Source organism: Kitasatospora sp. NPDC048540 (genome assembly GCF_040651175.1).
In the GTDB taxonomy this organism is placed as follows: domain Bacteria; phylum Actinomycetota; class Actinomycetes; order Streptomycetales; family Streptomycetaceae; genus Kitasatospora.
The window spans coordinates 47,947-71,786 of sequence record NZ_JBEZIR010000029.1; the positions used below are offsets into that span (position 1 = coordinate 47,947).

Annotated in this window: 18 protein-coding genes; 6 read left to right on the forward strand and 12 right to left on the reverse strand. The window is 74.0% G+C overall.

Annotated features, from left to right (window positions below):
- The first annotated feature begins 88 nt into the window (after positions 1-88).
- The 3 genes from AB0D08_RS14400 (at position 89) to AB0D08_RS14410 (ending at position 2,334) form a co-directional block, all read left to right on the forward strand.
- The gene (locus AB0D08_RS14400; RefSeq protein ID WP_359888699.1) at positions 89-460 is read left to right on the forward strand and encodes a hypothetical protein; all 372 of its coding nucleotides are present in this window, start codon (positions 89-91) and stop codon (positions 458-460) included.
- Positions 461-530: 70 nt separating this feature from the next.
- Complete coding sequence (locus AB0D08_RS14405) at positions 531-1,445, forward strand: hypothetical protein (RefSeq protein ID WP_033820390.1); 915 nt, start codon at positions 531-533, stop codon at positions 1,443-1,445.
- A gap of 73 nt (positions 1,446-1,518) precedes the next feature.
- The gene (locus AB0D08_RS14410; RefSeq protein WP_051812383.1) at positions 1,519-2,334 is read left to right on the forward strand and encodes an HAD family hydrolase; all 816 of its coding nucleotides are present in this window, start codon (positions 1,519-1,521) and stop codon (positions 2,332-2,334) included.
- A gap of 29 nt (positions 2,335-2,363) precedes the next feature.
- On the opposite strand, the gene AB0D08_RS14415 is transcribed toward AB0D08_RS14410, so the two are convergent.
- The 11 genes from AB0D08_RS14415 to hisC all read right to left on the reverse strand — a co-directional run bounded on the left by AB0D08_RS14415 (position 2,364) and on the right by hisC (position 18,784).
- Positions 2,364-4,229 carry a GAF domain-containing protein gene (locus AB0D08_RS14415; protein WP_233289022.1) on the reverse strand — a complete coding sequence of 622 codons (1,866 nt, stop codon included), beginning with the start codon at positions 4,227-4,229 and terminating at the stop codon, positions 2,364-2,366.
- 63 nt (positions 4,230-4,292) lie between these two features.
- Positions 4,293-7,754: a thiol reductant ABC exporter subunit CydD gene (gene cydD, locus AB0D08_RS14420; RefSeq protein WP_359888734.1), complete on the reverse strand. Its 3,462-nt coding sequence runs from the start codon at positions 7,752-7,754 to the stop codon at positions 4,293-4,295.
- A 40-nt stretch (positions 7,755-7,794) separates the two neighbouring features.
- Positions 7,795-8,811 (reverse strand): cytochrome d ubiquinol oxidase subunit II, encoded by a 1,017-nt coding sequence (gene cydB, locus AB0D08_RS14425; protein ID WP_033817937.1) that lies wholly within the window; start codon positions 8,809-8,811, stop codon positions 7,795-7,797.
- Positions 8,812-8,824: 13 nt separating this feature from the next.
- On the reverse strand, positions 8,825-10,366 hold the full coding sequence (locus AB0D08_RS14430; protein WP_033817936.1) for a cytochrome ubiquinol oxidase subunit I: 1,542 nt from the start codon (positions 10,364-10,366) through the stop codon (positions 8,825-8,827).
- Between the two features lie 256 nt (positions 10,367-10,622).
- Complete coding sequence (locus AB0D08_RS14435) at positions 10,623-12,326, reverse strand: HAMP domain-containing sensor histidine kinase (RefSeq protein WP_359888703.1); 1,704 nt, start codon at positions 12,324-12,326, stop codon at positions 10,623-10,625.
- A 7-nt stretch (positions 12,327-12,333) separates the two neighbouring features.
- Complete coding sequence (locus AB0D08_RS14440) at positions 12,334-13,038, reverse strand: response regulator transcription factor (RefSeq protein ID WP_033817943.1); 705 nt, start codon at positions 13,036-13,038, stop codon at positions 12,334-12,336.
- A gap of 304 nt (positions 13,039-13,342) precedes the next feature.
- Complete coding sequence (locus AB0D08_RS14445; RefSeq protein ID WP_051811603.1) at positions 13,343-13,990, reverse strand: DUF5666 domain-containing protein; 648 nt, start codon at positions 13,988-13,990, stop codon at positions 13,343-13,345.
- A gap of 31 nt (positions 13,991-14,021) precedes the next feature.
- Positions 14,022-15,221, reverse strand: a complete 1,200-nt coding sequence (locus AB0D08_RS14450) for an ABC transporter permease (RefSeq protein WP_359888737.1) — start codon at positions 15,219-15,221, stop codon at positions 14,022-14,024.
- Entirely contained in the window at positions 15,221-16,015 is a 795-nt protein-coding gene (locus tag AB0D08_RS14455; RefSeq protein WP_033817934.1) for an ABC transporter ATP-binding protein, read from the reverse strand. The genes AB0D08_RS14450 and AB0D08_RS14455 overlap by 1 nt, the downstream gene beginning before the upstream one ends.
- On the reverse strand, positions 16,015-17,430 hold the full coding sequence (locus AB0D08_RS14460; RefSeq protein ID WP_359888706.1) for an HlyD family efflux transporter periplasmic adaptor subunit: 1,416 nt from the start codon (positions 17,428-17,430) through the stop codon (positions 16,015-16,017). Before AB0D08_RS14460 ends, AB0D08_RS14455 begins: the two co-directional genes overlap by 1 nt.
- A gap of 274 nt (positions 17,431-17,704) precedes the next feature.
- Complete coding sequence (gene hisC / locus AB0D08_RS14465) at positions 17,705-18,784, reverse strand: histidinol-phosphate transaminase (protein ID WP_359888709.1); 1,080 nt, start codon at positions 18,782-18,784, stop codon at positions 17,705-17,707.
- Positions 18,785-19,123: 339 nt separating this feature from the next.
- Between hisC and AB0D08_RS14470 the strand changes: the two genes are divergently transcribed.
- The 3 genes from AB0D08_RS14470 (at position 19,124) to AB0D08_RS14480 (ending at position 22,871) form a co-directional block, all read left to right on the forward strand.
- Positions 19,124-20,281 (forward strand): LacI family DNA-binding transcriptional regulator, encoded by a 1,158-nt coding sequence (locus tag AB0D08_RS14470; RefSeq protein ID WP_082526174.1) that lies wholly within the window; start codon positions 19,124-19,126, stop codon positions 20,279-20,281.
- Between the two features lie 202 nt (positions 20,282-20,483).
- Complete coding sequence (locus AB0D08_RS14475; protein WP_082526173.1) at positions 20,484-21,782, forward strand: metallophosphoesterase; 1,299 nt, start codon at positions 20,484-20,486, stop codon at positions 21,780-21,782.
- Positions 21,783-22,055: 273 nt separating this feature from the next.
- Positions 22,056-22,871, forward strand: coding sequence for a hypothetical protein (locus AB0D08_RS14480; RefSeq protein WP_033817931.1), 816 nt, complete (start codon positions 22,056-22,058; stop codon positions 22,869-22,871).
- A gap of 79 nt (positions 22,872-22,950) precedes the next feature.
- On the opposite strand, the gene AB0D08_RS14485 is transcribed toward AB0D08_RS14480, so the two are convergent.
- Entirely contained in the window at positions 22,951-23,790 is an 840-nt protein-coding gene (locus AB0D08_RS14485; protein ID WP_359888713.1) for a hypothetical protein, read from the reverse strand.
- Between the last annotated feature and the right edge of the window lie 50 nt (positions 23,791-23,840).

Here is a 23,840-nt window from a genome sequence, read left to right on the forward strand (position 1 = left end):
GGCGGATCCCGTCGCGATACCGGGTGGGGGTACCTTGAGCAGGGCGGCCGGTGCGGGTCGGACGGACGGCGGGGTGGCGGGGGCGGGGATGGCGGTACGCGGTGGGGCGGTGCCCCGGTTCGGGGTGCTGTGCGCGCTGCTGCTGGGGCTGTTCCTGATGCACGGTGACCCGGCCGCGGCGGCCGGCTGCCACCGGGCCGTGGCCGTCGGAGCGCACCACCACCAGCAGGCCGGCCCCGGCCGGACCCCGACGGTGCAACGGCCGGACGGGCTGTGCGTGGCAACGCCGGCGCGGGCGTCGGGGGTGACCGTCGGCAAGCCCGGGCCCGCGCCGCTCGGGCCGCTGCCGCGGCGGCCCGCGGCGGGCGCCGGTCCGGTGGCGGCGCCGGTGTCGGGGTGCCGGGCGCCGCCGGCGCGGGGGCGTGCGGTGCTGCTGCGGGTGTGCGTCTCGCGGACGTGACGGGCGCGGCCGGACCCGTCCGGGATCCGGTCATCGGCATCCTGTCCGTACCACCCTTGGAGACACACCCGTGAGGACCACCCCCACCACCGATCCACTGCGCCGTGCGCTGTCCGCCGCGGCGGCGGCCGGTCTGCTGGCCGTCGCGCTGACGTCCTGCGCGTCACCGGCCGGCTCGCCGCACCAGGGCCACAACCACGGCCACGCCACCGCCGGGCAGGACACGGCCGGCCACGACATGGCAGGTCACGGCATGGCCGGTCACGACACGACCGGGACGGCCGGTGCGGCCGCCGGGTCCGGCCTGGCCGCGGAGCGGAACGGCTACCGGCTGGCGGGAGCGCTCGCCGGCTCGGAGTACCGGTTCAGGATCACCGGGCCGGACGGCGCGCCGGTCACCGCGTACGTGCCGGAGCAGACCGAGCAGCTGCACTTCTACGCGATCCGCTCCGACCTGACCGGTTTTCAGCACCTGCACCCGGAGCTCGGCCCGGACGGTACCTGGCGCGCGGCGCTGGAGCCGCTCGCGGCGGGCGACTGGCGGCTGTACGCCTCGTTCACGCCGGACAGCGGCCCCGGGAAGGGCGGCGCGCTGGTGCTCGGCGAGCAGGTCACCGTACCGGGCGCGGCGAGCCCCGTCCCGCTGCCGGCGGCGGCCGGGAGCGCCACCGTGGACGGCTACACCGTCACGGTGGACGGCGGCGCGCCGAAGGGCGGCGAGCTGGGCCTGACCGTGACCAGGGACGGGCAGCCGGTCACCGACCTGCAGCCGTACCTGGGGACCTTCGGGCACCTGACCGCCTTCCACGCGGGCGACCTGGCCTTCGCCCACCTGCACCCGGAGGGCGCGGCGGCGGACGGCGGCGGCGGGCCGTCGCTGCGCTTCCACGCCGAGCTGCCGGCGGCCGGTGACTGGCGGCTGTTCGTGCAGTTCCGGACCGGTGGGACGCTGCACACCGCCGCGCTGACCCTGCGGACCGGCTGAGCACGGTCCGGGGCGCGGGCCCGGGAGGGCATGCCTCTCCCGGGCCGGTGCGCAGGTGAGCGAAGATGGAGCGGTGACCACCTCCCCCCGCCCCCGCCTGATCGCCACCGACCTCGACGGCACCCTGCTGTGCGCCAGCGGCGCCGTCTCCGAGCGGACGGCCGCGGTGCTGGCCCGGGCCGAGCGGGCGGGTGTCCAGGTGGTGTTCGTGACCGGCCGGCCGCCGCGCTGGATGGCGCAGCTCAGCTCGCACATCGGCGGCCACGGGGTGGCGATCTGCTCGAACGGCGGCGCGGTGGTGGACGTGCGGCGCGGTGAGCTGCTGGAGACCTTCCCGCTGGCGGTGGCGGACGCGCTGGCGGTGGTGGAGGCGCTGCGGGCCGAGCTGCCGGGGACGTCGTTCGCGTTCGAGTACCCGGGTGGCTTCGCCCGGGAGCCGGGGTACGAGCTGCGGATGTGGGGGTCGGACGAGGACCATCCGGTGGCCGCGGCCGAGGAGTTGCTCGGCGACGGTCGGGTGGGCGGGCTGTTCAAGCTGCTGGCCAAGCATCCGGAGCTGGACCCGGACGTGTTCCTGGCCAGGGCGCGGGTGGTGGCGGGTGCGCTGGCGGAGATCACCCGGTCGAGTCCGGTGGCGCTGCTGGAGATCAGCGCGCGGGGGGTGACCAAGGCGAGCACGCTGGCGCGGTGGTGTGCCGAGCAGGGCATCGACCGCTCGGAGGTGGTGGCCTTCGGTGACATGCCGAACGATCTGGAGATGCTCGCCTGGGCGGGCAGCGCGTACGCGGTCGCCAACGCTCATCCCCAGGTGCTGGCGGCGGTGGCGCGGCACACGGTGGGCAACGACGACGACGGGGTGGCGGCCGTGATCGAGACGCTGCTGCCCTGAGGGTGGGGCGGCCGCGGGTGGCGGGCCGGTCAGTAGCGGGCGGTCCAGCGGACCCGGGTGCCCTTGCCGTGCGGGCCGGGCTCGTGCCAGGCGTCGCCGCCGAGGACCTCGGCCCGGCGGGCGAGGTTGCGCAGGCCGCTGCGGCGGCCGCCGTCCGGGATGCCGATGCCGTCGTCGGTGACGGTGAGCAGGACGCCGGGTTTGCCGGCCCGTTCCAGGGACTCCGGGTCGCCCGGTACGGGGTGGCCCTCGGCGTCGAGGTGGACGGTGGCGTCGATCTCGACGGCGACCCGGGAGGCGCGGGCGTGGCGGGCCGTGTTGGAGAGCATCTCCCGGAGGGCGGCGAGCAGTTGGCGTGAGGTCTTCTCGCCGACCAGGCTCTCCAGCGGGCCGGTGAAGGTGATGGTCGGTTTGAAGCCGAGTACGGCGGCGGCCTGGCTGCCCTCGCGCAGGACGCGGGTGCGCAGGGTGTCGGGTTCGTCGTCGGCGTCGCCGTGCTGGAGGGCGTAGATGGTGGTGCGCACCTCCTGGATGGTGGCGTCGAGTTCGTCGACGGCCCGGCCGATGCCGGTCCTGACCTCGGGGACGACGGCGCGGCGGGCGGCGCTCTCCAGCATCATGCCGGTGGCGAACAGCCGTTGGATGACGAGGTCGTGCAGGTCGCGGGCGATCCGGTCGCGGTCCTGGAAGACGGCCAGGCGCTGTTTGTCGAGCTGGCCCTCGGCGAGCCGCAGGGCGAGCGCGGCCTGGGAGGCGAAGGTCTGGGCGAGTTGTTTCTCGTCGTCGGTGAACGGGGCCGAGCCGCGCTGCCGCCAGACGCACAGGCCGCCGAGCACCCGGCCGGAGGACACCATGGGCAGGGCCATCGAGGGTCCGAAGCGGCGGGCGAGGCGGAGCACCACGGCGGGGTCGGAGGACATGTCGTCGAGGAAGACGCTCTCCCCCGCCATCAGGTGGGTGGCGAAGCTGCCCGGTGGCATCAGCTCGCCGTTGAGGTACTCGGCGACCTCGCCGGAGGCGTGGGCGACCCGCATCCGGCCGTCGACGGTGGGCAGCAGGATCATGCCGACGGCGGCGTCGGCGAGTTCCCTGACCTGTTCGGCGGCGACGGTCAGGGCGACCTTGGCCTCGTCCGAGGAGAGCAGGGCGGTGGTGACGGCGGCGGCGCCGGCGATCCAGCGTTCGCGGCGGCGGCCGTCCTCGTACAGGCGGGAGTTCTCGATGGCGACGCCGGCGGCGGCGGCCAGCGCGTGGACCACCTGTTCGTCCTCGGGGGTGAAGCCGGCGCCGCCCTTCTTGCCGGTCAGGTAGAGGTTGCCGAAGACCTCTTCGCGGACCCGGATCGGCTCGCCGAGGAAGGAGGTCATCGGCGGGTGGTGCGGGGGGAAGCCGGTGGAGCGGGGGTCCTGGCCGAGGTCGGCCAGGCGCAGCGGTTCGGGGTTGTCGATCAGGGCGCCGAGGATGCCGCGGCCGGAGGGGAGTTCGCCGATGGCGGCGGCGGTGGCGTCGTCGATGCCGACGTGGATGAAGTCGGACAGGCCGGTGCCGTGGGGGGAGACCACGCCGAGGGCGGCGTACTCGGCGTCGACCAGTTCGGCGGCGCCGGTGGCGATGCGGTGCAGGGTGGCGTGCAGGTCGAGGCCGGCTCCGACGGAGACGACGGCCTCCAGCAGGCGTTGCATCCGGTCGGTGACGGCGGCGGCGGACTGCAGGCGTTCGGAGACCTCGGTGACCAGGGTGTCCAGGCCGAGGGAGGCGATCTCGGGTACCCGGTGCGGGGCCTGGTCGGGCCGGTCGGACGGCTCGGGGCGGGCCGGCCGACGGGGTCGGGCCGGGGGTGCGGGCCGTGCTGTCGCCGGGGGCTGCTCGGGGTGGCCGGACGGCTGGGTCTCCATGGGTCGAGCCTAGAGCGATGCGCCCCTTTTGTGCGGTCTGTCCACTGTCCGTGCGGTGTGCGGTCAGACCGCCGTGAGCAGGGTGTCGGCGCGCTGCTCGCGTGCGCGCATCGCGCTCAGGCGGCTGTCGGGGCGGGCGGCCAGGTCGGACCAGCGGCCCCGCTCCACCACGGCGCCGTCGGCCAGCACCAGCACCTCGTCCACGGTGGTGTCGTCCAGGCCGGCCAGCCGGTGGGTGATCAGCAGGGTGGTCCGGCCGGCGGTGGCGGCGAGCAGGTCGGCGGTGAGGGCGTCGGCGGTGGGCAGGTCCAGGTGCTCGGCGGGTTCGTCCAGGATCAGCACCGGGAAGTCGGCGAGCAGCGCGCGGGCCAGCGCCAGGCGCTGGCGCTGGCCGCCGGAGAGCCGGGCGCCGTGCTCGCCGACCATGGTGTCCAGGCCCCTGGGGAGGGTGTCCACCCAGTCGAGCAGCCGGGCCGCGGCCAGGGCGGCCCGCAGTTCGGCCTCGTCGGCGCCGGGTCGGGCGAGGCGGAGGTTCTCGCGAAGCGAGCTGTCGAAGACGTGGGCGTCCTGGGCGCACAGGCCGATGGTGCGGCGGACCAGGTCACCGGGGATCGAACGGCTGTCCACACCCTGTGGACGGCCCGCGCCGAGGGTGACGGTCCCGGCCCGCTGGTCCAGGAAGCGGAGCAGCACGTGGGCGAGGGTGGTCTTGCCGGAGCCGGACGGGCCGACCACGGCGATCCGGCGGCCGGGTGCGAGGTCCAGGTCGAGGCCGCGCAGCGCGTCCCGTTCCTGGCCGGGCCAGCGGGCGGTGAGGCCCCGGACGGCGAGCGGCAGCGGCTGCTCGGGCAGCGGCCGCGGGTCGGCGGGCTCGGTGACCGGGTCGGGGGTGTCCGCCAGTTCGGCCAGCCGGGCCCGGGCGGCGCGGCTGCGTTCGCGGTGGAGCACGGCGGTCGGCATGCCCGCCACCGCTTCGAAGGCGGCCAGCGGGGTGAGCACCACCAGTGCCAGGCAGACGCCCGGGAGCGCGCCGGTTCGCACGGCGTGCACGCCGACGGCCGCGGCGGCGGTCACGGTCAGGCCGGTGACCAGCGCGGTCAGCCCGGCCGACAGCCCGCCGATGGCGGCGGAGCGGGCGGCGAGCCGGGTGAGCGTACGGTCGGCGTGGCGGGCGGCGGTGAGCCGGGCGGGCAGCGCGCCGGCCACGGTCAGTTCGGCGGTGCCGGTCAGGGTGTCGACCACGGCGACCGCCAACTCGCCTCGGGCGGGTGCCTGCTGACGTTCCGACCGGCCGCCGGCCAGGGTGGCGAGGGCCGGCACGGCGGCGCCGGCCAGCAGCAGTCCGAGGGCGAGCAGCACTCCGGCGGCCGGCAGGAAGGCGGCCAGCGCGGCCGAGGCGGCCAGCGAGACGGTGAGCGCGACGGCGGCCGGGAGCCGCCAGCGCAGGTAGTGGTCCTGGACGGCGTCGACGTCGGACACCAGCCTGGCGAGCAGGTCGCCCCGGCGGTAGCCGGGCAGTGCGGCGGGCGCCAGCCGCTCCAGGCGGGCGTAGACGGCGGTCCGTACGCCGCCGAGTGCCTTGAGCACCGTGTCGTGCGCCGTCAGCCGCTCGGCGTACCGGAAGACGCTGCGCCCGATGCCGAAGGCCCGGACGGAGGTGACGGCCATCATCAGGTAGAGCACCGGCGGCATCTGGGAGGCCCGGGAGATCAGCCAGCCGGAGGTCGCCATCAGCGCGACGGCGCAGCCGAGCGCGAGCGAGCCGAGCAGCACGGACCGTGCCAGCCGGGGGCGGGCGGGGGTGGCCGGCGGGGCGTCGTCCCGCTCCTCGGGGGCGGTCCGCGGGGCGGCGGTGGCGGCGGCCGGGGCGGGGAGGTCGTGCTGGGCGGGGGCGGTGGGCGGCAGCGGGGGGCCGGGCAGGTGGTGGCGGTGGCCGGCGACGGCGAGCAGGGCCGGGCGGTGGGCGACCAGCAGGACGGTGCGGCCTTCGCCGAGGGCGCGGACGGCGTCCACCACGGCGGCCTCGCTCTCGCCGTCGAGGTTGGCGGTCGGCTCGTCCAGGAGGACCAGCGGGCGGTCCGCGAGCAGGGCCCGGGCCAGCGCGATCCGCTGGCGCTGGCCGGCCGAGAGTCCGGCGCCGCCTTCGCCGAGCACGGCGGCCGGGTCGGCGAAGTCGGTGGCGTGGGCGGCGGCGAGGGCCGCGCGGACCTGCTGGTCGGTGGCGTCGGGCCGGGCGAGGCGGACGTTGTCGGCGATGGTGCCGGCGAACAGCTGGGGGTGCTGCGGGACCCACGCGATCTGCCGGCGCCACTCGGCCGGGTCGAGGTCGGCGAGGTCGGTGCCGCCGATCCGGACGCTCCCGGCGGTGGGCGGGGTGAAGCCGAGCAGGACGGCGAGCAGGGTGGACTTTCCGGCGCCGCTGGGGCCGGTGAGTGCGGTGGTGGTGCCCGGTCCGAGGGTGAGGGTGACGCCGTCCAGGGCGGGGGCGGTGCGGCCCGGGTGGGTGACGGTGACACCGGTGAGGGTGATGTCCGCCCCCCGCAGCGGTGGCACCGGGCGGGTCCCGGCGGCGGGCAGCGGGGTCTCGAGCACCTCGAAGATCTGCCCGGCGGCGGTCAGCCCTTCGACGCTGGAGTGGTAGAGCGCGCCGACCTGGCGGATCGGCAGGTGGACCTCGGGGGCGAGGATCAGCACCAGCAGCCCGGTCTCCAGGCCGAGGGTGCCGTCGACCAGGCGGAAGCCGACCGAGACGGCGACCAGCGCGACCGAGAGGGTGGCGAGCAGTTCCAGGGCGAACGAGGAGATGAACGCGATCCGCAGGGTCCGCAGGGTGGCCCGGCGGTACTCGTCGGTGACCCGGGCGATGGTGCGGGCCTGTGCCTTGGCCCGGCCGAACACCTTGAGGGTGGGCAGCCCGGCCACCACGTCCAGGAAGTGGTGGGAGAGCCGGGCCAGGCCCTCCCACTGGCGGTCCATCCTGGCCTGGGTGGCCAGGCCGATCAGCACCATGAACAGCGGGATCAGCGGCAGGGTCGCGGCGATGACGGCGGCCGACTCCCAGTCGGCGCCCAGGATCCGGGCCAGCACCACCACCGGGACGACCACGGCGAGCGCCAGCTGCGGCAGGTAGCGGGCGAAGTAGTCGTCCAGCGCGTCGATGCCGCGGGTGGCGAGCGCGGTGAGCTCGCCGGTGCGCCGGCCCGCCAGGTAGGACGGGCCGAGCGCGGTGGCGTGCTCCAGCAGGCGGCCGCGCAGGGTGGACTTCACCCGGGCGACCGAGCGGTGCGCGGTCAGCTCGGTGAGCCAGGCGACGGCGGCCCGGCCGACCGCGGTGGCGGCCAGCCACAGCAGCGGCCCGGTGAGCCCGTACGCGTGCTGCTGGAAGGCCCGGACCACGATCTCGGCGATCAGGCCGGCCTGGACCACCACCAGCACCGCGCCCGCCGCGCCGAGCAGGACGGACCCGGCGAGGAAGGCCCGGGTGGTGCGGGCGTGGGTGAGCAGTCTCGGGTCGACCGGCCGCATCCGCTGCTGACGCTCCATCGTGGTGCTCCGTCGCTCCGGGTCAGTGGTCGGCGGGCCGGGGGGCGGCCGGGATGTGCTGGACGCCGATCCGCTTGCGGAATACCCAGTACGTCCAGCTCTGGTAGAGCAGCACGATCGGGGTGAAGACGGCCGCGACGACGGTCATCACCTTGAGGGTGTACGGCGAGGAGGCGGAGTTGGTGACGGTCAGCGAGTAGGCCGGGTCGAGGGTGGAGGGCATCACGTCGGGGAACAGCGCCAGGAAGAGCACGGCGACGGCGGCCACCACGGTGAGCCCGGAGAACACGAACGCCCAGCCCTCGCGGGCGACCTTGTTGGCGGCCAGCGACGCGACCAGGGCGAGCACCGCGACCACCAGGGCGGCCAGGCTCCAGCCGTTGCCGGAGTGCGACTGGGTCCAGACCAGGAAGACCACCGCGAGCACCGCGGTGGCCAGGCCGAGGCCGAGCGCCTGGGCGCGGGCCCGCTCGCGGATGTCGCCGACGGTCTTGAGCGCCGCGAAGACCGCGCCGTGGAAGGTGAACAGCGCCAGCGTCACCAGTCCGCCGAGGATGGCGTACGGGTTGAGCAGGTCCCAGAAGCCGCCGACGTAGTTCTTGTCCCGGTCGATGTCCACGCCGTGCACGATGTTGGCGAAGGCGACGCCCCACAGGAAGGCCGGGATCAGCGAGGTCCAGAAGATGGCCAGCTCCCAGTTGCGCTGCCAGCGCTCGCCGGTGCGCTTGGCCCGGTACTCGAAGGCGACCCCGCGCACGATCAGGCAGACCAGGATGGCCAGCAGCGGCAGGTAGAAGCCGCTGAACAGGGTGGCGTACCAGTCCGGGAAGGCGGCGAAGGTGGCGCCGCCGGCGGTCAGCAGCCAGACCTCGTTGCCGTCCCAGACCGGGCCGATGGTGTTGATCAGGACCCGGCGTTCGGTGGTGTCGCGGGCCAGGGTCCGGGTGAGGATGCCGATCCCGAAGTCGAAGCCCTCCAGGAAGAAGTAGCCGGTCCACAGGACGGCGATGAGGACGAACCAGAAGTCGTTGAGGTGCATGCTCGTTCCGTCCTCAGTACGCGAAGGCGAGGGGCTGGTCGGCGTCCTCGTCCGGGGACGGGCCGCGCAGGGTCGGGTCCTTGGTGGGGGGCTCCTCGGACGTGACGGGGCCGGCCTTGGCGTACTTGACCAGCAGCTTCACCTCGATCACGGCGAGTACCGCGTAGAGCAGGGTGAAGGTGGTCAGGGCGCCGATCTGGGTGCCGACGGAGACGTTGGGGGAGACCGCGTCGGCGGTGCGCATCAGGCCGAAGACCACCCAGGGCTGGCGGCCCATCTCGGTGAAGATCCAGCCGAAGCTGTTGGCGATCAGCGGGAAGCCCATGGTGAGGATGCCGATCCGCCAGCTCCACTTCGTCAGGAGCGGGCCGAGTTCGCGGTTCCTGGTGAGCATCAGCTTCGGCGCCTCGTCCTCGCCGGTGCGGTGCTCGGGCGCGAGCCAGAACCGGCGCCGGGTGGTCCACAGGCCGATCAGCGCGGCCACGAAGGAGGTCATCCCGAAGCCGATCATGAGGCGGAAGCCCCAGTAGGTGACGAAGATGTTCGGGATGTAGTCGTCGGGCTGTCCGCCGTAGCGGGCGGCCTCGGCGGCGGCGGTGTCGTTGATGCCGGGGACGGCGGTGGAGAAGTCGCTGTGGGCGAGGAAGGACAGTATCCCGGGGATCTCCAGCTCGACCGAGTTGTGGCCCTGGCTGACGTCCCCGACCGCGAAGATCGAGAACGGCGCGGGCGCCTGGGTGTCCCACAGCGCCTCCGCGGAGGCCATCTTCATCGGCTGCTGCTCGAACATCACCTTGGCCAGGGTGTCGCCGCTGACCGCGGTCCCCAGGCCCCCGAGCACCGCGATGACCAGCGCGACCCGCAGCGAGGTGCGCATCGCGGCGGTCTTGCGGCCGTCGCCCTCCTTGCCCCGCTCGGCCCGCCACAGGTGGTACGAGGCGATGCCGACCATGAAGGCGGCGCCGGTCAGGAAGGCCGCGGTCAGGGTGTGGAAGACCTGCACCAGGGTGGTGTTCTGGAACAGCACCCGGCCGATGTCGGTCAGTTGCGCCTTGCCGGTGGCCGGGTCGATCCGGTACCCGACGGGGTGCTGCATCCAGGAGTTGGCGGCCAGGATGAAGTAGCCGGAGAGCACCGTGCCGATCGCGACCAGCCAGATGCAGGCGCAGTGGATCTTCTTCGGCAGCCGGTCCCAGCCGAAGATCCACAGGCCGATGAAGGTCGACTCGAAGAAGAAGGCGATCAGCGCCTCCATCGCGAGCGGGGCCCCGAAGACGTCGCCGACGAAGCGCGAGTAGTCGGACCAGTTCATCCCGAACTGGAACTCCTGGACGATGCCGGTGACCACGCCCATCGCGATGTTGATCAGGAAGAGCTTGCCCCAGAACTTGGTGGCGTGGAAGTACTTCTCCTTGCCGGTGCGCACCCAGGCGGTCTGCAGCCCCGCCACTATCGCCGACAGGCTGATCGTCAGCGGGACGAAGAGGAAGTGGTAGACGGTGGTGATGCCGAACTGCCAACGCGCGATGGTCTCGTGAGCCACTGCCAGCTCCACGGCGCCCTCTCTTCCGTGCTCGGTATGCCCTGATCCACCACACAGCGGGCAAAACGCATCATTAGCATGAAACCGCTACCAGCCATGCCAAGCTTGCCCGCTTGTGAAAGTGAACACGTTCACAAGGTGAGTATCCACCATGCTTATCCGCGTTCGAACAGGGGGGTGGGGTTCGATGATCCGGGCTATCGGAGCGGCCTCACAAGCCACCGCCCGGGCGGCCGTTTGGACGCCCGGGCACTTGACAGCGCGGCCCTCAGCGCTGGTGCGGCAGCTGTACCCGGAAGGCCGAGCCGCGCCCGGGGGCGGTGTCCAGGGTGAGGTCACCGCCGTGCGCGTGCACCAGCGCCGAGGCGATGGCCAGGCCGAGGCCGGCGCCCCCGCCCTCCAGGCGGCTGCGCGAGGGGTCGACCCGGTAGAACCGCTCGAAGACCTGCAGCGCCTGACCCTCGGTCAGGCCAGGTCCCTGGTCCGCCACCTCCAGCAGGCAGCGGCCGTCCACCGTGCCGACCCCGATCCGGACGGCGGTGCCCGCCGGGGTGTGCTTGACCGCGTTGCCGACCAGGTTGGTGACCACCTGGCGCAGCCGGGACTCGTCGCCCAGCACCGGCGCGGGCTGCGGGGCGCCGGTGCCGTCCGGGCCGGTCAGGGCGACCGGCCGGCCCGGGTCCAGCGCGGTCAGGTCGTGCAGCGCGTCGGCGGCCAGCGTGCGCAGGTCCATCGGTGCGAGGTCGAGCGGCCGCTCCTCGTCCAGCCGGGCCAGCGTCAGCAGGTCCTCCACCAGGGTGCCGAGCCGGACCGCCTCGCTCTCGATCCGGTCCATCGCCCGGTCAACGTCCTGCAGCGCGCCCATCCGGTGCAGCTCCGCGAAGCCCCGGATCCCGGCCAGCGGGGTCCGCAGCTCGTGCGAGGCGTCCGCGACGAAGCGCCGCATCCGGGCCTCCGAGGCGGCCCGGGCGGAGAACGCCGCCTCGATCTGGCTCAGCATCCCGTTCAGCGCGGTGGAGAGCCGGCCGATCTCGGTCCGCTGCCCGAGCTCCGGCATCCGGTGCGAGAGCTCGCCCGAGGCGATCCGCTGGGCGCCCTGCTCGATCTTGCGCAGCGGCCGCAGCCCCGCCCGGACCGCGAACGCACCGAGCGCGGCGATGCCCAGCAGCACCGAGCCGCCGATGGTCAGGAAGGTGGTCCGCAGCCGGGCCAGCACCGCGTCCACGTCGTCCAGCGAGACCGCGACCAGCAGATAGCTCGGGGCGGCGAAGTCGCTGGTGGCGGCCGTCGCACCGGTGGCGGGGGCACCGATGGCGGGGGCGCCGCCCGCGGGGCCGCCGGCCACGGCCGGCCGCTGGATCGGCAGCACGAGCACCCGCCAGCTGCCGTCGCCGTGCTCCCCGGGGACGGTGAAGCAGTCGTCGCCGCGGGCGGAGATCTCCGCCGGGGTGAGCTTGGCCACCTTGGGGAGCGGGTCGGTGTCGTCGATCGGCTGGCGGTAGATGTCCTGGACGGTGCCGTCGACCGCCAGGTACTGCACCACGTACTGGCTGGGCAGGAACGGACCCGGCCGGCGGCCGAAGCCCTGGCCGAACCCGTCACCCGCGGCCGGACCCTGGGGGTTCTGGCCCGCCTGCGCGTTCTGGTTGGCCTGCGCGTTCTGGTTGGCCTGCGCGCCGTTCTGGCCGGCACCCTGGCCGCCCGCCCGTGGCCCCAGGCCCGGACCCAGGCCCGGTCCTTGGCCCAGTCCTTGGCCCGGTCCCTGGCCGAGCGCGCCGGGCAGCCGGGCGCCGGGCTGGCGGTGGGCGAGCGGCTGGGCGAAGCGTTCCAGCTGCTGGTCCGCCCGTTCGACCAGCTGGACCTTGACCGCGCCGAGCACCAGGGTGTCGCTCACCACCAGCCCGGTGGTGACCAGCAGCAGGGCCAGCACCAGCAGCCGGGCGCGGAGCGAGAGCCGGGCGACGGACCGCACGGGCCGCTCAGCCCTGCGGGGGGCGGCGCAGGGCGTAGCCGATGCCGCGGACGGTGTGGATCAGCTTGGGGCCGTGCGCGGCGGTGCCGGAGTCGAGCTTGCGGCGCAGGTACGAGATGTAGGACTCGACGATGGAGAGGTCGCCGCCGAAGTCGTAGGCCCAGACGTGGTCGAGGATCTGCGCCTTGGAGACCACCCGGCCGACGTTGGCCATCAGGTAGTGCAGCAGTTTGAACTCGGTCGGCGAGAGCGAGACCGGGACGCCGGCCCTGGTCACCTCGTGCGCCAGCGGGTCGAGGACCAGGTCGGAGACCATCAGCCGGCCGTCCTCGGCCGGGCCGCCGGCCCGGCGCAGGATCGCCCGGATCCGGGCGATCAGCTCCTCCAGGCTGAACGGCTTGGTGACGTAGTCGTCCGCGCCGACCGCGAGGCCCTGCACCTTGTCGCCGGTGCCGTCCTTGGCGGTGAGGAAGAGCACCGGGACGTGCTCGCCGCCCTGCGGCCACTGGGACTGCTCGCGCAGCCGCTGGACCACCGCGAAGCCGTCCAGGTCCGGCAGCATCACGTCGAGGACCACCAGGTCGGGCCGCTCGGCGGCGACGGCGGCGAGCGCCTCCTCGCCGGTCGCGGCCGACACCACCCGGAAACCGGAGAACCGCAGCGAGGCGGAGAGCAGCTCGCGGATGTTCGGCTCGTCGTCCACGACCAGCAGGAATGCCTCGCCGGAGGTGGTGCCGAGGGCCGGGCTGCCGGCCGGCTGTGCTGTCCCTGACACGGTGATCCGCCTCCCGGTCGGTCGATGGTTGCTCATCGGACGATAGCCCGGGGAGGCTATGCGCGGTTGATGAAGCTTGGATTAAACCCCTGCCGACCGGGTTCTGGCCAACTCCCCCGGCCCGGGTGCCGCCTCCCCCGCCCGGCTGCCGTGGCTCCCCGGGTCCGGAGCCACCGTACGCCCACGGCGCCCGGCCCCGGCCCGTCGTACGGGTCGGGGCCGGGCGGGGCCCAGTGCCGGGTCAGTTGCCGCCGGTCCCGGAGGCCGTGCCGCCGGCGCCGCCGGGCGCTCCGCCCGCCGCGCCGCCGCGGCCGCCGAAACCGCCGAATCCGGCCGCGCCCTCGGTGAGCTGGGTGGCGGTGTAGCTGCCGTCCGCGGCCTTGCTGCCGACCACCGTGACGCTCTGGCCGGGCTGCAGGTCGGCGGCCTTGCCCTCCTTGTTGAGCGTGACCTTGGTGGAGTCACCGGTGGTCACCTTGATGGTGTTGCCGGACGCGTCGGTGAGGTAGACGGTGGTGCCGTCGACCTGCTTGACCGTGCCGCGGGTGAACCCGCCGGCCCCGCCCTGGCCCTGGCCGCCCTGGCCCTGTCCGCCCTGCCCCGGGGCGTTCTGGCCCTGGCCGAAGCCGCCGCGGCGGTTGCCCTGGCCGTTCTGGCCCTGGCCGCCCGCGGTCGCCCGCTGGCCGCCGCCGTTGCCGCCGCCGTCCTTCTGGAACCAGACGCCGCCGGCGAAGGAGACCACGGCTATCACGCAGCCGGCCAGCACCAGGGTCGGCCAGGGCAGCTTGCGGCGTGGCGGGGCCGCGAGTTCGGCGGAGACGTCGCGGGCGTCCGGCGCGGTGGCCAGCAGCTCGGTCGCGGATTCGTTGTCGCTGGGCTTGGTGGACATGCGGGATACCACTCCTGATCGGTCTAGGGGTTCACTCGTGACGCAGGGCGTCGATCGGGCGCAGTCGGGCGGCCCGGTTGGCGGGGTAGCTGCCGAAGAACAGTCCGATCGCGACGGCGATCCCGAAGGCGCCGAGCACCGACTCGGGGATGACCACCGGCTTGATGCCGACGATGCTGAAGTGCGAGCCGATCAGGCCGGCCAGCACCCCGAGTCCGGCACCCAGCACCGAGAGCAGCGTCGACTCCATCAGGAACTGGCCGAGGACCACCGCCCGGGGTGCGCCGAGCGCCTTGCGGATGCCGATCTCCTTGGTCCGCTCGGTGACCGTGACCAGCATGATGTTGGTGATCCCGATCCCGCCGACCAGCAGCGAGATCGCGGCCACCGCGCCGAGCAGCACGGTGAAGGTCTGGGTGGTGCTCTCCCGCGCTGTCAGCAGCGAGGACTGGCTGCTGATCCGGAAGTCGGCCTTGGCCGGGTCGGCGATGGCGTGGGTGCCGAGCAGGATCCGGCTGACGTCGTTCTGCGCCTCGGTGGTCTGCTCGGCCGAGCCGGCCTGGACCAGGATCTGGTTGACCGAGCCGAAGCCCGTGAAGGCGTTCTGGACGGTCGGCAGCGGGGCGATGACCACGTCGTCCGGGTCGTTGAAGCCGGTGCTGCCCTTGGCCTGCAGCACGCCGACCACGGTGAACGGGGTCGACCCGAGGACGATCTTCTTGCCGACCGGGTCCTCGGTGTCGAAGAGCTGCTTCGCGGTGGCGGAGCCGAGCACCGCGACCTTGCGGGAGTTCAGCACGTCGTCGTTGGAGAAGTAGTCGCCGCGGGCGACCTTCTGGTTGGCGGTCTCGAAGTAGGCGGGGTAGGTGCCGACCACCGAACCCGGCTGGTACGAGATGTTCCCGTACAGCGCGGTGGCGGTGGTGGTGACCACCGGTGCGACCGACTTGATCGCCGGGGCGTCGGTGGCGGTGGCGAGCGCCTTGGCGTCCTCGACGGTGAGCTTCTTGGCCGCCGTGGCGGCGCCGCGGGCGCTGGTGGACGACACGGTGAGGGAGTTGGTGCCGAGCGCGGTGATCGAGTCCTTGACCGCGACCGAGGAGCCGTTGCCGACCGCCAGCAGCAGGATCACCGAGGCGACGCCGATCAGGACCCCGAGCATGGTGAGCGCCGAGCGCACCTTGTTGGCCGCCAGTCCGCCGAGCGCGAACCGGAGCATCTGCCAGAGCATCACACGCCCACCTCCACGCCGAGCGCGGGCGGCGGGCCGTCGACCTCGGCCTGCCGCACGTCACTGACGATCGCGCCGTCCATCAGCCGGATCACGCGCTTGGCGTGCCGGGCGACCTCGTCCTCGTGGGTGATCAGGACGACCGTACGGCCGGCCGCGTTCAGCCCGTCGATGATCGACAGCACCTCCTCGGTGGAGTGGCTGTCGAGGTTTCCGGTGGGCTCGTCGGCGAGCAGCATGGCCGGTGCGGTGACCAGGGCCCGCGCCACCGCGACGCGCTGCTGCTGGCCGCCGGAGAGCTGGTTGGGCTTGTGCCCGGCCCGCTCGGCCAGGCCGACCAGGGAGAGCGCGGCGAGCGCCCGGCGCCGGCGCTCGGCGGCGCGTACGCCCGCGTAGGCGAGCGGGAGCTCCACCTGGGCGAGCGCGGTGGTGCGCGGGACCAGGTTGAAGGACTGGAAGACGAACCCGATCTTGCGGTTGCGGACCAGCGACAGCTGGCCCTCGTCCAGGTGGCCGACGTCGATGCCGTCCAGCAGGTAGCGGCCGGAGGTCGGCACGTCGAGGCAGCCGAGGATGTTCATCAGGGTGGACTTGCCCGAGCCCGAGCTGCCCATCACCGCGACGTAGTCGCCCTCGGCGATGTCGAGGCTGACCCCGAGCGGCTCGCCGCCGCCCGGCGCGGACGGGCCGCGCAGGGCGTGCACCACGGCGTCGCCGTGGCCGTACGACTTGATCACCTGGCGGATCTGGATCACCGGGGGCCTGGCGCCCGCCGGCGGCTTCTGAGCGGTCATCAGCCGCGGCCCCCGCCGCCGTTGCCGCCGCCGGCGCGGCCGCCACCGGCCGTACCACCGCCGCCGAAGCCGGCGCCGCCGACCGCGGCCGCACCGCCCGCACCTCCGACGCCGCCCGCGCCGGGGAACCGGCCGCTGGGGAAGCCGTTGCCGGTGCCGGCCGTGGTGCTGGTCAGCTCGACCTGGTCGCCCTCCTTGAGGCCGTCCACCACCTGCACGGTGGCGTCGCCCTCGACGCCGACCGTGACCGCGACCCGCTCGGTGCTGCCGTCCTGGTGGACCAGGGTGGCGGTCCGGCCGGTGCCGGTGCCGGCCAGCGCCGCGGTCGGCACCGACAGCGCGTTGTCGGCCTCGCCGGTGACCACCGAGATGGTCGCGCTCAGGCCGGTGCGCAGCTTGGAGGTGTCGCCGGTGAGCTGCAGGGTCGCGCCGTACTGGACCGCGCCGGAGGAGCCGCCCGAGGAGCTGGGCAGCGAGCTGACCGACAGCACGGTGGCCTCGAGCTTGGTGTCGGACTGGGCGTTCAGGGTGACGGTGGCCGCCTGGCCCTTCTTGAGCTTCAGCGAGTCGAGTTCCGAGAAGGCGGCGGTGACCTGCATGCCGGTCGGGTTGGTGAGCACGATGAACCCGCTCGGGGTGGTGCTGCCGCTGGTCGAGGAGGTGCCCGTCTTCGTGCTGCCCGAGCCGCTGCTCGCGCCGCTGCCGGAGCCGGTGGAGCCGCTGCCGCCGGTGCCGGAGACGGTCTCGCCGACCTTGGCGCCGATCGAGGCCACCGTGCCGTCGGTGACGGCGGTCAGGGTGGTGCCGGCCAGGGCGGCCTTGGCGTTGGTGAGGGTGGTCTCGGCGGTGTCGACCTGCTGCTGGGCCTGGGCGACCTGGGCCTGGTCCACCTTGGTGGTGGTGACGGTGGTGGTCTGCGGGGCCGGGGTGGTGGGGGCGCCGGAGCCGCTCCCGCCGCTGCGGCCGGAGCCGCCGGAGCTGCCGGAGCCGCTCGCGGGCAGCTGCTTGGTGGTGGTGACGGTCTCGCCGGCCTCGGCCTTGGTGAGGTTGGCCTCGGCCGCGTTGAGGGCCGAGGTGGCGGCGTTCACCTGCTGCTGGGCGGAGGTGGTGTCGACCGTGGCGAGCACCTGGCCGGCCTTGACGGTGTCGCCGACGCCGACCTTGACCGAGGTCAGCCGGCCGCCGGTGGTGAAGTCGAGGCCGGCGTCGGACGGCGAGGCCAGGGTGCCGGATCCGGACACGGTGGCCAGGACGGTGCCCTTGGCCACGGTCGCGGTCCGCACACCGGACTTGCCGGCGGCGGAGCTGGTGCCGCTGTCCAGGGTGGTGTACGCCAGCGCGGCCCCACCCAACAGGGCCACACCGAGCGCGGAGTTGAGGAGGACGGCACCACGCCGTCGGGGGAGGACCTTCATGGCGCACAGCTTCGCGCCGCGCCCTTTCGAGTTCCTGCGCCCGGGCTGGAAGGTTCCTGGCCGCCGTAAGGGGGGCAAGCCGCGACATTCCGGGCCCTGCCGGGGAGTGCGCTACCGAACGCTGACCGAACGTTGGCCGAGCTCCCAGCAGACTCCCAGCGTTTCCCGGTCGGCTCCTCACCGCGGCCCGGTCGCGGGGCCCGCGACCGACGTACGGTCACGGGCCCCCGCCCCCGGCGCCGGACCGGCCCCGGGGAACGGCTGCAGCCGACGCTCAGAGCTCCTTGCGGAAGGCCTCCGCGGCCGCCAGGAACAGGTCGTTGCCGGCCACCTCGCCGATGGTGACCCGCACGCCGTCGCCCTGGAAGGGGCGGACCACCACGCCCGCCGCCGCGCAGGCCGCGGCGAAGTCCAGGGCGCGCTCGCCCAGGCGCAGCCAGACGAAGTTGGCCTGGGTGTCGGCGAGCGTCCAGCCCTGGGCGGTGAGCGCGGCGACCACCCGGGTGCGCTCGGCGACCAGCGCCTCGACCCGCTCCAGCAGTTCGTCCTCGGCGCGCAGCGAGGCGACGGCGGCGTCCTGGGCGATCTGGCTGACGCCGAAGGGCACCGCGGTCTTGCGCAGGGCGGTGGCCACCGGCTCGTGGGCGATGGCGAAGCCGACCCGCAGGCCGGCCAGGCCGTAGGCCTTGGAGAAGGTGCGCAGGACGCAGACGTTCGGGCGGTCGCGGTAGAGCTCGATGCCGTTGGGCACCCGCTCGTCGCGGATGAACTCGATGTAGGCCTCGTCCAGGACGACCAGGATGTCGGTCGGCACGGCGTCCAGGAAGCGGACCAGCTCGTCGCGGCGGATGGCGGTGCCGGTCGGGTTGTTCGGGTTGCAGACGAAGATCAGCCGGGTGCGGTCGGTGACGGCGGCGAGCATCGCGTCGAGGTCGTGCTCCTCGGTCGCGGTGAGCGGGACCGGGACGGGGGTGGCCCCGGCGACCTGGGTGACGATCGGGTAGGCCTCGAAGGAGCGCCAGGCGAAGATCACCTCGTCGCCGGGCCCGGCGGTGGAGAGCACCAGGGACTGGGCGACGCTGACCGAGCCGGTGCCGGTGGCGATGTGCTCGGCGGGGACCTCGAAGCGGCGGGCGAGCTCCTCGGTGAGGGCGGTGACGGCCATGTCCGGGTACCGGTTGAAGGTGCCGGCCGCGGCGAGGGCTGCGTCGAGCACACCGGGCAGCGGCGGGTACGGGTTCTCGTTGGAGGACAGCTTGTACGCGTCGGCGCCGGCCGGCTTGCCGGGCCTGTACGTCGGGATGCCGTCCAGGGTCGGCCTCAGCCGGGGGCCCTGCGCTGCCGTTCCGCTCACGGTCGTCTCCTTCTCTCCGGCCGCCTCGCTGCGGCCATCGGATCGCGTGCGCACGGGGTCGCCGGCACAAGCGGTCCTGGGTACGCACCCGCACCACCCCGGTCGGGTGCCCTGAACGATACCCACCCGCTCACCCGTAGGGGTGAGATGCTCGTTCGGGTTACGGGTGCAGATCAGCCATTCTGCCGGGTTCCTTTGGCACATGTCAGAGGTAAGACGGCCGGATCTGGGCGGGTATCGAAGGGGGCCGTTCGGCCGGGCACACAGAGAAACGTATCTTCAGCAATCAGTAGCGAACCGGTCACGCAGCGCCGTCACGAGCCATACGATCGGTCCGCCATGACAGCAGCAGCCAACCAGAGCGGTCGGCGACCCACCGCCTCACGGCGCCTGGAGCGGGCCGGCATCCGGGACGTGGCGGCAGCCGCCGGAGTGTCGATCACCACGGTCTCCGACGCGCTGAACGGTAAGGGACGCCTGCCCGACGAGACCAGAAGCCGGGTGCGCGAGGTCGCCGAGCGCCTCGGCTACCGACCCTCCGCCGCCGCCCGGACCCTGCGCACCGGCCGGTCCGGCCTGATCGGACTGACCGTCACGACGTACGGCGAGGAGCCCTTCACCTTCACCGAATTCGCCTACTTCGCCGAGATGGCCCGGGCCGCCACCAGCGCCGCGCTCAGCCGCGGCTACGCGCTGGTGGTGCTCCCCGCCTCCTCGCGGCACGACGTCTGGAGCAACATCGCCCTGGACGGCACCGTGGTGATCGACCCGCCCGACCAGGACCCGCTGGTCAGCGAGCTCTACCGGTCCGGCGTGCCGGTGGTCAGCGACGGCAAGCCGGGCAACTGCCCGGTCACCGCCTGGGTCGACAACGACCACGAGGCCGCCGTGCTCGGCATCCTCGACCACCTGAGCGAGGCCGGCGCCCGCCGGATCGGCCTGCTCACCGGCACCAGCACCGACACCTACACCCGGCTGTCCACCGACGCCTACCTCGGCTGGTGCCACCGGGTCGGCCAGGAGCCGGTCTACGAGGCCTACCCCGCCCACGACCCGGCCGCCGGCGCGCTGGCCGCCGACCGGCTGCTGGCCCGCCCGGACCGTCCGGACGCGGTGTACGGGCTGTTCGACCCGAACGGCACCGACCTGCTGGCCGCCGCCCGCCGCTACGGCCTGCGGGTCCCGGACGACCTGCTGCTGGTGTGCTGCAGCGAGAGCGACGTGTACGCGGGCACCGAGCCCCCGATCACCACACTGTCGCTCAAGCCGCGCCGGATCGGGACCACGGTGGTCAACCTGCTCATCGACGCGATCGAGGGGGTCGAGCCGGGCGGCGGCCCGGACAGCGGGCGGCTGTTCCCGCCCCGGTTCCGCACCGCCGGGACGGGTCCGCCGCCCGGCACGCTGATGCCCACCGAGCTGATCGTCCGGTCCTCCTCCGAGCGCCGCAGCCCGCGGACGACGGTCAGCCCGCCGCGGCCGCCGGGTGAGGTGTGACGGGCGGGCGGGTCGGCGCGGGGTGTCCCGGGCCGGCCCGGTGGTCCGTACCCGCCCGGTGATCCGGGCGGGTACCGGCCGCGGTCCGGTCCGTCACAGCAGCGGTCGGACCGGGCGGTGCGGACCGCCCGGACGACCTTCCGAACAATTGGATGCCGACCAGGTGAGGACGCCGGGAGAGTGGTCTTCCTATGATGGGCGAATGACACCCGAGGACCGCTTCCCCGGGCCTGAACTGCCCGACTCAGGCCGCCGCCCGCAGCAGGACCTCGACGTGCTCCCGTACGGCTCCTACTACGAGCCCGCCGAACCGCCCGCCGGACACCCGTACGAGCAGACCTACAGCGGTTTCGGCGGCGCCCGCTACCTGGAGCAGCACTGGCCGACGCCGGGTCACCTTCCCACCGCCCAGCACCCCGTGACCGACACCGTGCCGGACGGGCACTACGCGCCGACCGGGCACTACGCACCGGCCGGGCAGTTCGAGAGCGGCCGGCTCGACGGCGGCCCGCTGGAGATCCGCTACGACAGCGGCTTCGAACCCGAGTACGCCCCGCCCGCCGCGGAGGCCGCACCCGCGCCGCACCCCGGCACCCCGCAGTCGGAGGACCCGCCGACCATCGAGCTCGGCGCGCCCATCCCCGACGTCCACCCCGAGGTGCACTTCCCGTACCCGCAGCCCGAGCCCGGCGAGGCCCCCGGTCCGCTGTACGTGATCGGCGACGTGCACGGCTACCTGGACGAGCTGCTCGCCGCGCTGCACCAGCAGGGCCTGATCGACGACGAGGGCCACTGGGCGGCCGGCCGCTCCCGGGTCTGGTTCCTCGGCGACTTCACCGACCGCGGCCCGGACGGCATCGGCGTGATCAACCTGGTGATGCAGCTGGCCGCCGAGGCCGCCGCCGCCGGCGGGTACTGCCGCGCCCTGATGGGCAACCACGAGCTGCTGTTCCTGGGCGCCGCCCGCTACGGCGACGAGCCGGTCCAGTCCACCGCGGGCACCGCCTCCTTCCTCGCCGCCTGGCGGCTCAACGGCGGCCAGCAGCACGACCTCGACCGCCTGGAGCAGCACCACATCAGCTGGCTGTCGCGGCTGCCCGCGATCGCCATCGAGGACGGCCACCTGCTGCTGCACTCGGACACCACCGCGTACCTGGAGTACGGCCACTCGATCGCCGACGTCAACGACGCGGTCCACGTGGTGCTGGCCGACGAGGGCATCGACGAGTGGTGGGACTGCTTCCGCAAGTTCACCAAGCGGTTCGCCTTCCGCGGCCAGGCCGGCCCGCAGGCCGTCCACGAACTGCTCGACACCTACGGCGGGTACCGGGTGGTGCACGGCCACAGCCCGATCCCGTACCTGACCGGCGTCGACCAGGCCGACGACGCCCCGCCGCACGTGCCGGGCCCCTACATCTACGCGGACGAGCTGGCCATCGCGATGGACGGCGGGGTCACCATGGAGGGGCGGCTGCTGGTCGCCCAGCTGCCGCTGAACTGACCCCGGGCGCGGCCCGGCGGTGCCCGTACTGAAACAACTGCAGGGCGCTGCCGGGCTTCTGACGGTACTGAAAATCCGGAAACCTACTGTCAGCCCCGGTACGCGGCCCCCTACCATCGAGGCACCACGCGAGGCCCCGCGTCCGGCCGCCACCACCGGCCTGCGGCCCTGCGGGCGGGCCCGGCCCCAGGCGGGCGGACCGTCCCGGCGGGCCGCAGCGGCAGGCCCGCGCGGACCATCCACCTCCGTGCCTCCAGCGGAAACGGGGTACCCATGAGAAACGCCCCGCACCTGCTCGCCGAGGACCGCCCGGACTTCGCCCGGGTCCTCGACGAAGCACTGCGCGACGGATCCGTCCAGGCTGCACTGCGCACGCCCGGACCGCACCTCAACGCCGAACAACTGCACACCAAGGCCATGCTCGCGGCGGCCGGGATCAACGCCGAGGCCGCCGCCGAGTACCAGCACTACCTCACCCTGCGCGACGCCCTCGGCGGCGCGGCGACCACCCCCTCCGGCGGCCCCGACCCGGGGCCCGGGGCCGGACTGCTCCCGGTCCTGACCACCCTCACGCCCGTCCTCGCCGGGGCCGGCGGCGGCATCCTGCTGCTGATCGGGTACACCGTGCGGACCGCCGAGCCGGCCGTCACGCTCGGCCGCACCCTGGTCACGGCCGGCTGGGTCGCCGTCGTGATCGCCCTCGCCGCCCTGCTGATCGGCGGCGTCGGCCTGCTCCTGACCGCCCACCGGGACGGCTCACCGACCCCGGCCGGGCAGGACCCGCACCTGCACGCCGATCTGGCCGAGGCCCGCCGCGCCTGGCTCACCGCCCTGCGCGAGCGCGCCCTGATCCCCTACCTGCTCGCCAACCTCGACTCCGAACCCGCCCTCTCACCCCAGCCCGGCGGCCGGCCCTCCCCGCCCGACCTGCTCAGCCCCGGCTACAGCAGCGCCCGCTACTCCAGCCCCGGCTTCTCCAGCCCCGGCGTCGAAGGCGTCACCGACCCGCAGGGCCGCATCCCCCGCCCGGCGGAGTTCACCGGCCCCGGCTACACCTCCCCCGACTTCACCGGCCCGGACGAGGTCTGACGCCGGGTCGAGGTGAACCCGAACGGCGCGGGGCCCACAGCAACGTACGGCTCCGCCGTCCGGTACGGCGGGTGCGTCCTCACGCCTCGCCCCGGTCGAGGGTCAGCCGGCTTCCCCAGACCGCGTTCCAGCCGCTGCCGCGCCAGAGCGCCAGTCCCGCGTACGTGAAGACGCAGCCGAACCCCACCCCCCAGTCGTCGCCGTCGTCATGGCGCAGCGAACGGTCGGCGAAGGCGGTGCGGAGGCCGTCGAGCGGTATCACCGTGTAACCGTCGGTGGAGTCCGCGGCGAAGTGGCGGACCTCGATCCAGCCCTCGCGCACGAAGGGGAGCAGCGGGGCGAGCTGCCGGTCGAGCCAGGCGGTGAGCTCGGTGCCGGTCAGGTCGGACGGCAGGTCCTCCCAGATGCCGAACGGGCCGGTGAGCAGGCCGCTGGTCTCCGAGGCGCAGACCAGGAGCTCCCGTTGCCCGTCGGTGAGCTCGTCCCAGGCGGGCCGGCCGGCAGCGTCCTCCTCCGGGAACGCGCTCGCGTGCCACCACGCCCGCGCCGGTTCGGTGGCGTCCAGGTCGAGCGTCAGCGCCGGGTGCGGGTTCCAGAGCCAGTTGGCCGGCTCGGCCAGGGCGTCCCGCAGCGCCGGGCCGGTCAGGACCGGGTCGGACGGTGCGGCGCCGGGACCCTGCCGGACCCGGACGGTGAGCAGGCCGCGTTCGGCGAGGCCCACGGCTGCCGCGGCCAGCCGCGGTACCAGCGCCAGCTGTTCGTCGCGGGTGTAGCTCCGCGGGGGCGGGGCGTCGTCGGCGCCGGCCCAGCGGAGGTCGATGCCGTACTGCTGGACGGTCCCGGCCAGGCGCGACTGCCACAGGCCACGGCGGATCAGTGTCTGCTCGGCCGGGCTCAGGGTGTTCCAGGGCTGCTGCACGACACGGATCATCCCAGGCCCGGCACGACGTCGGCGCCGCGCCGGGAAGC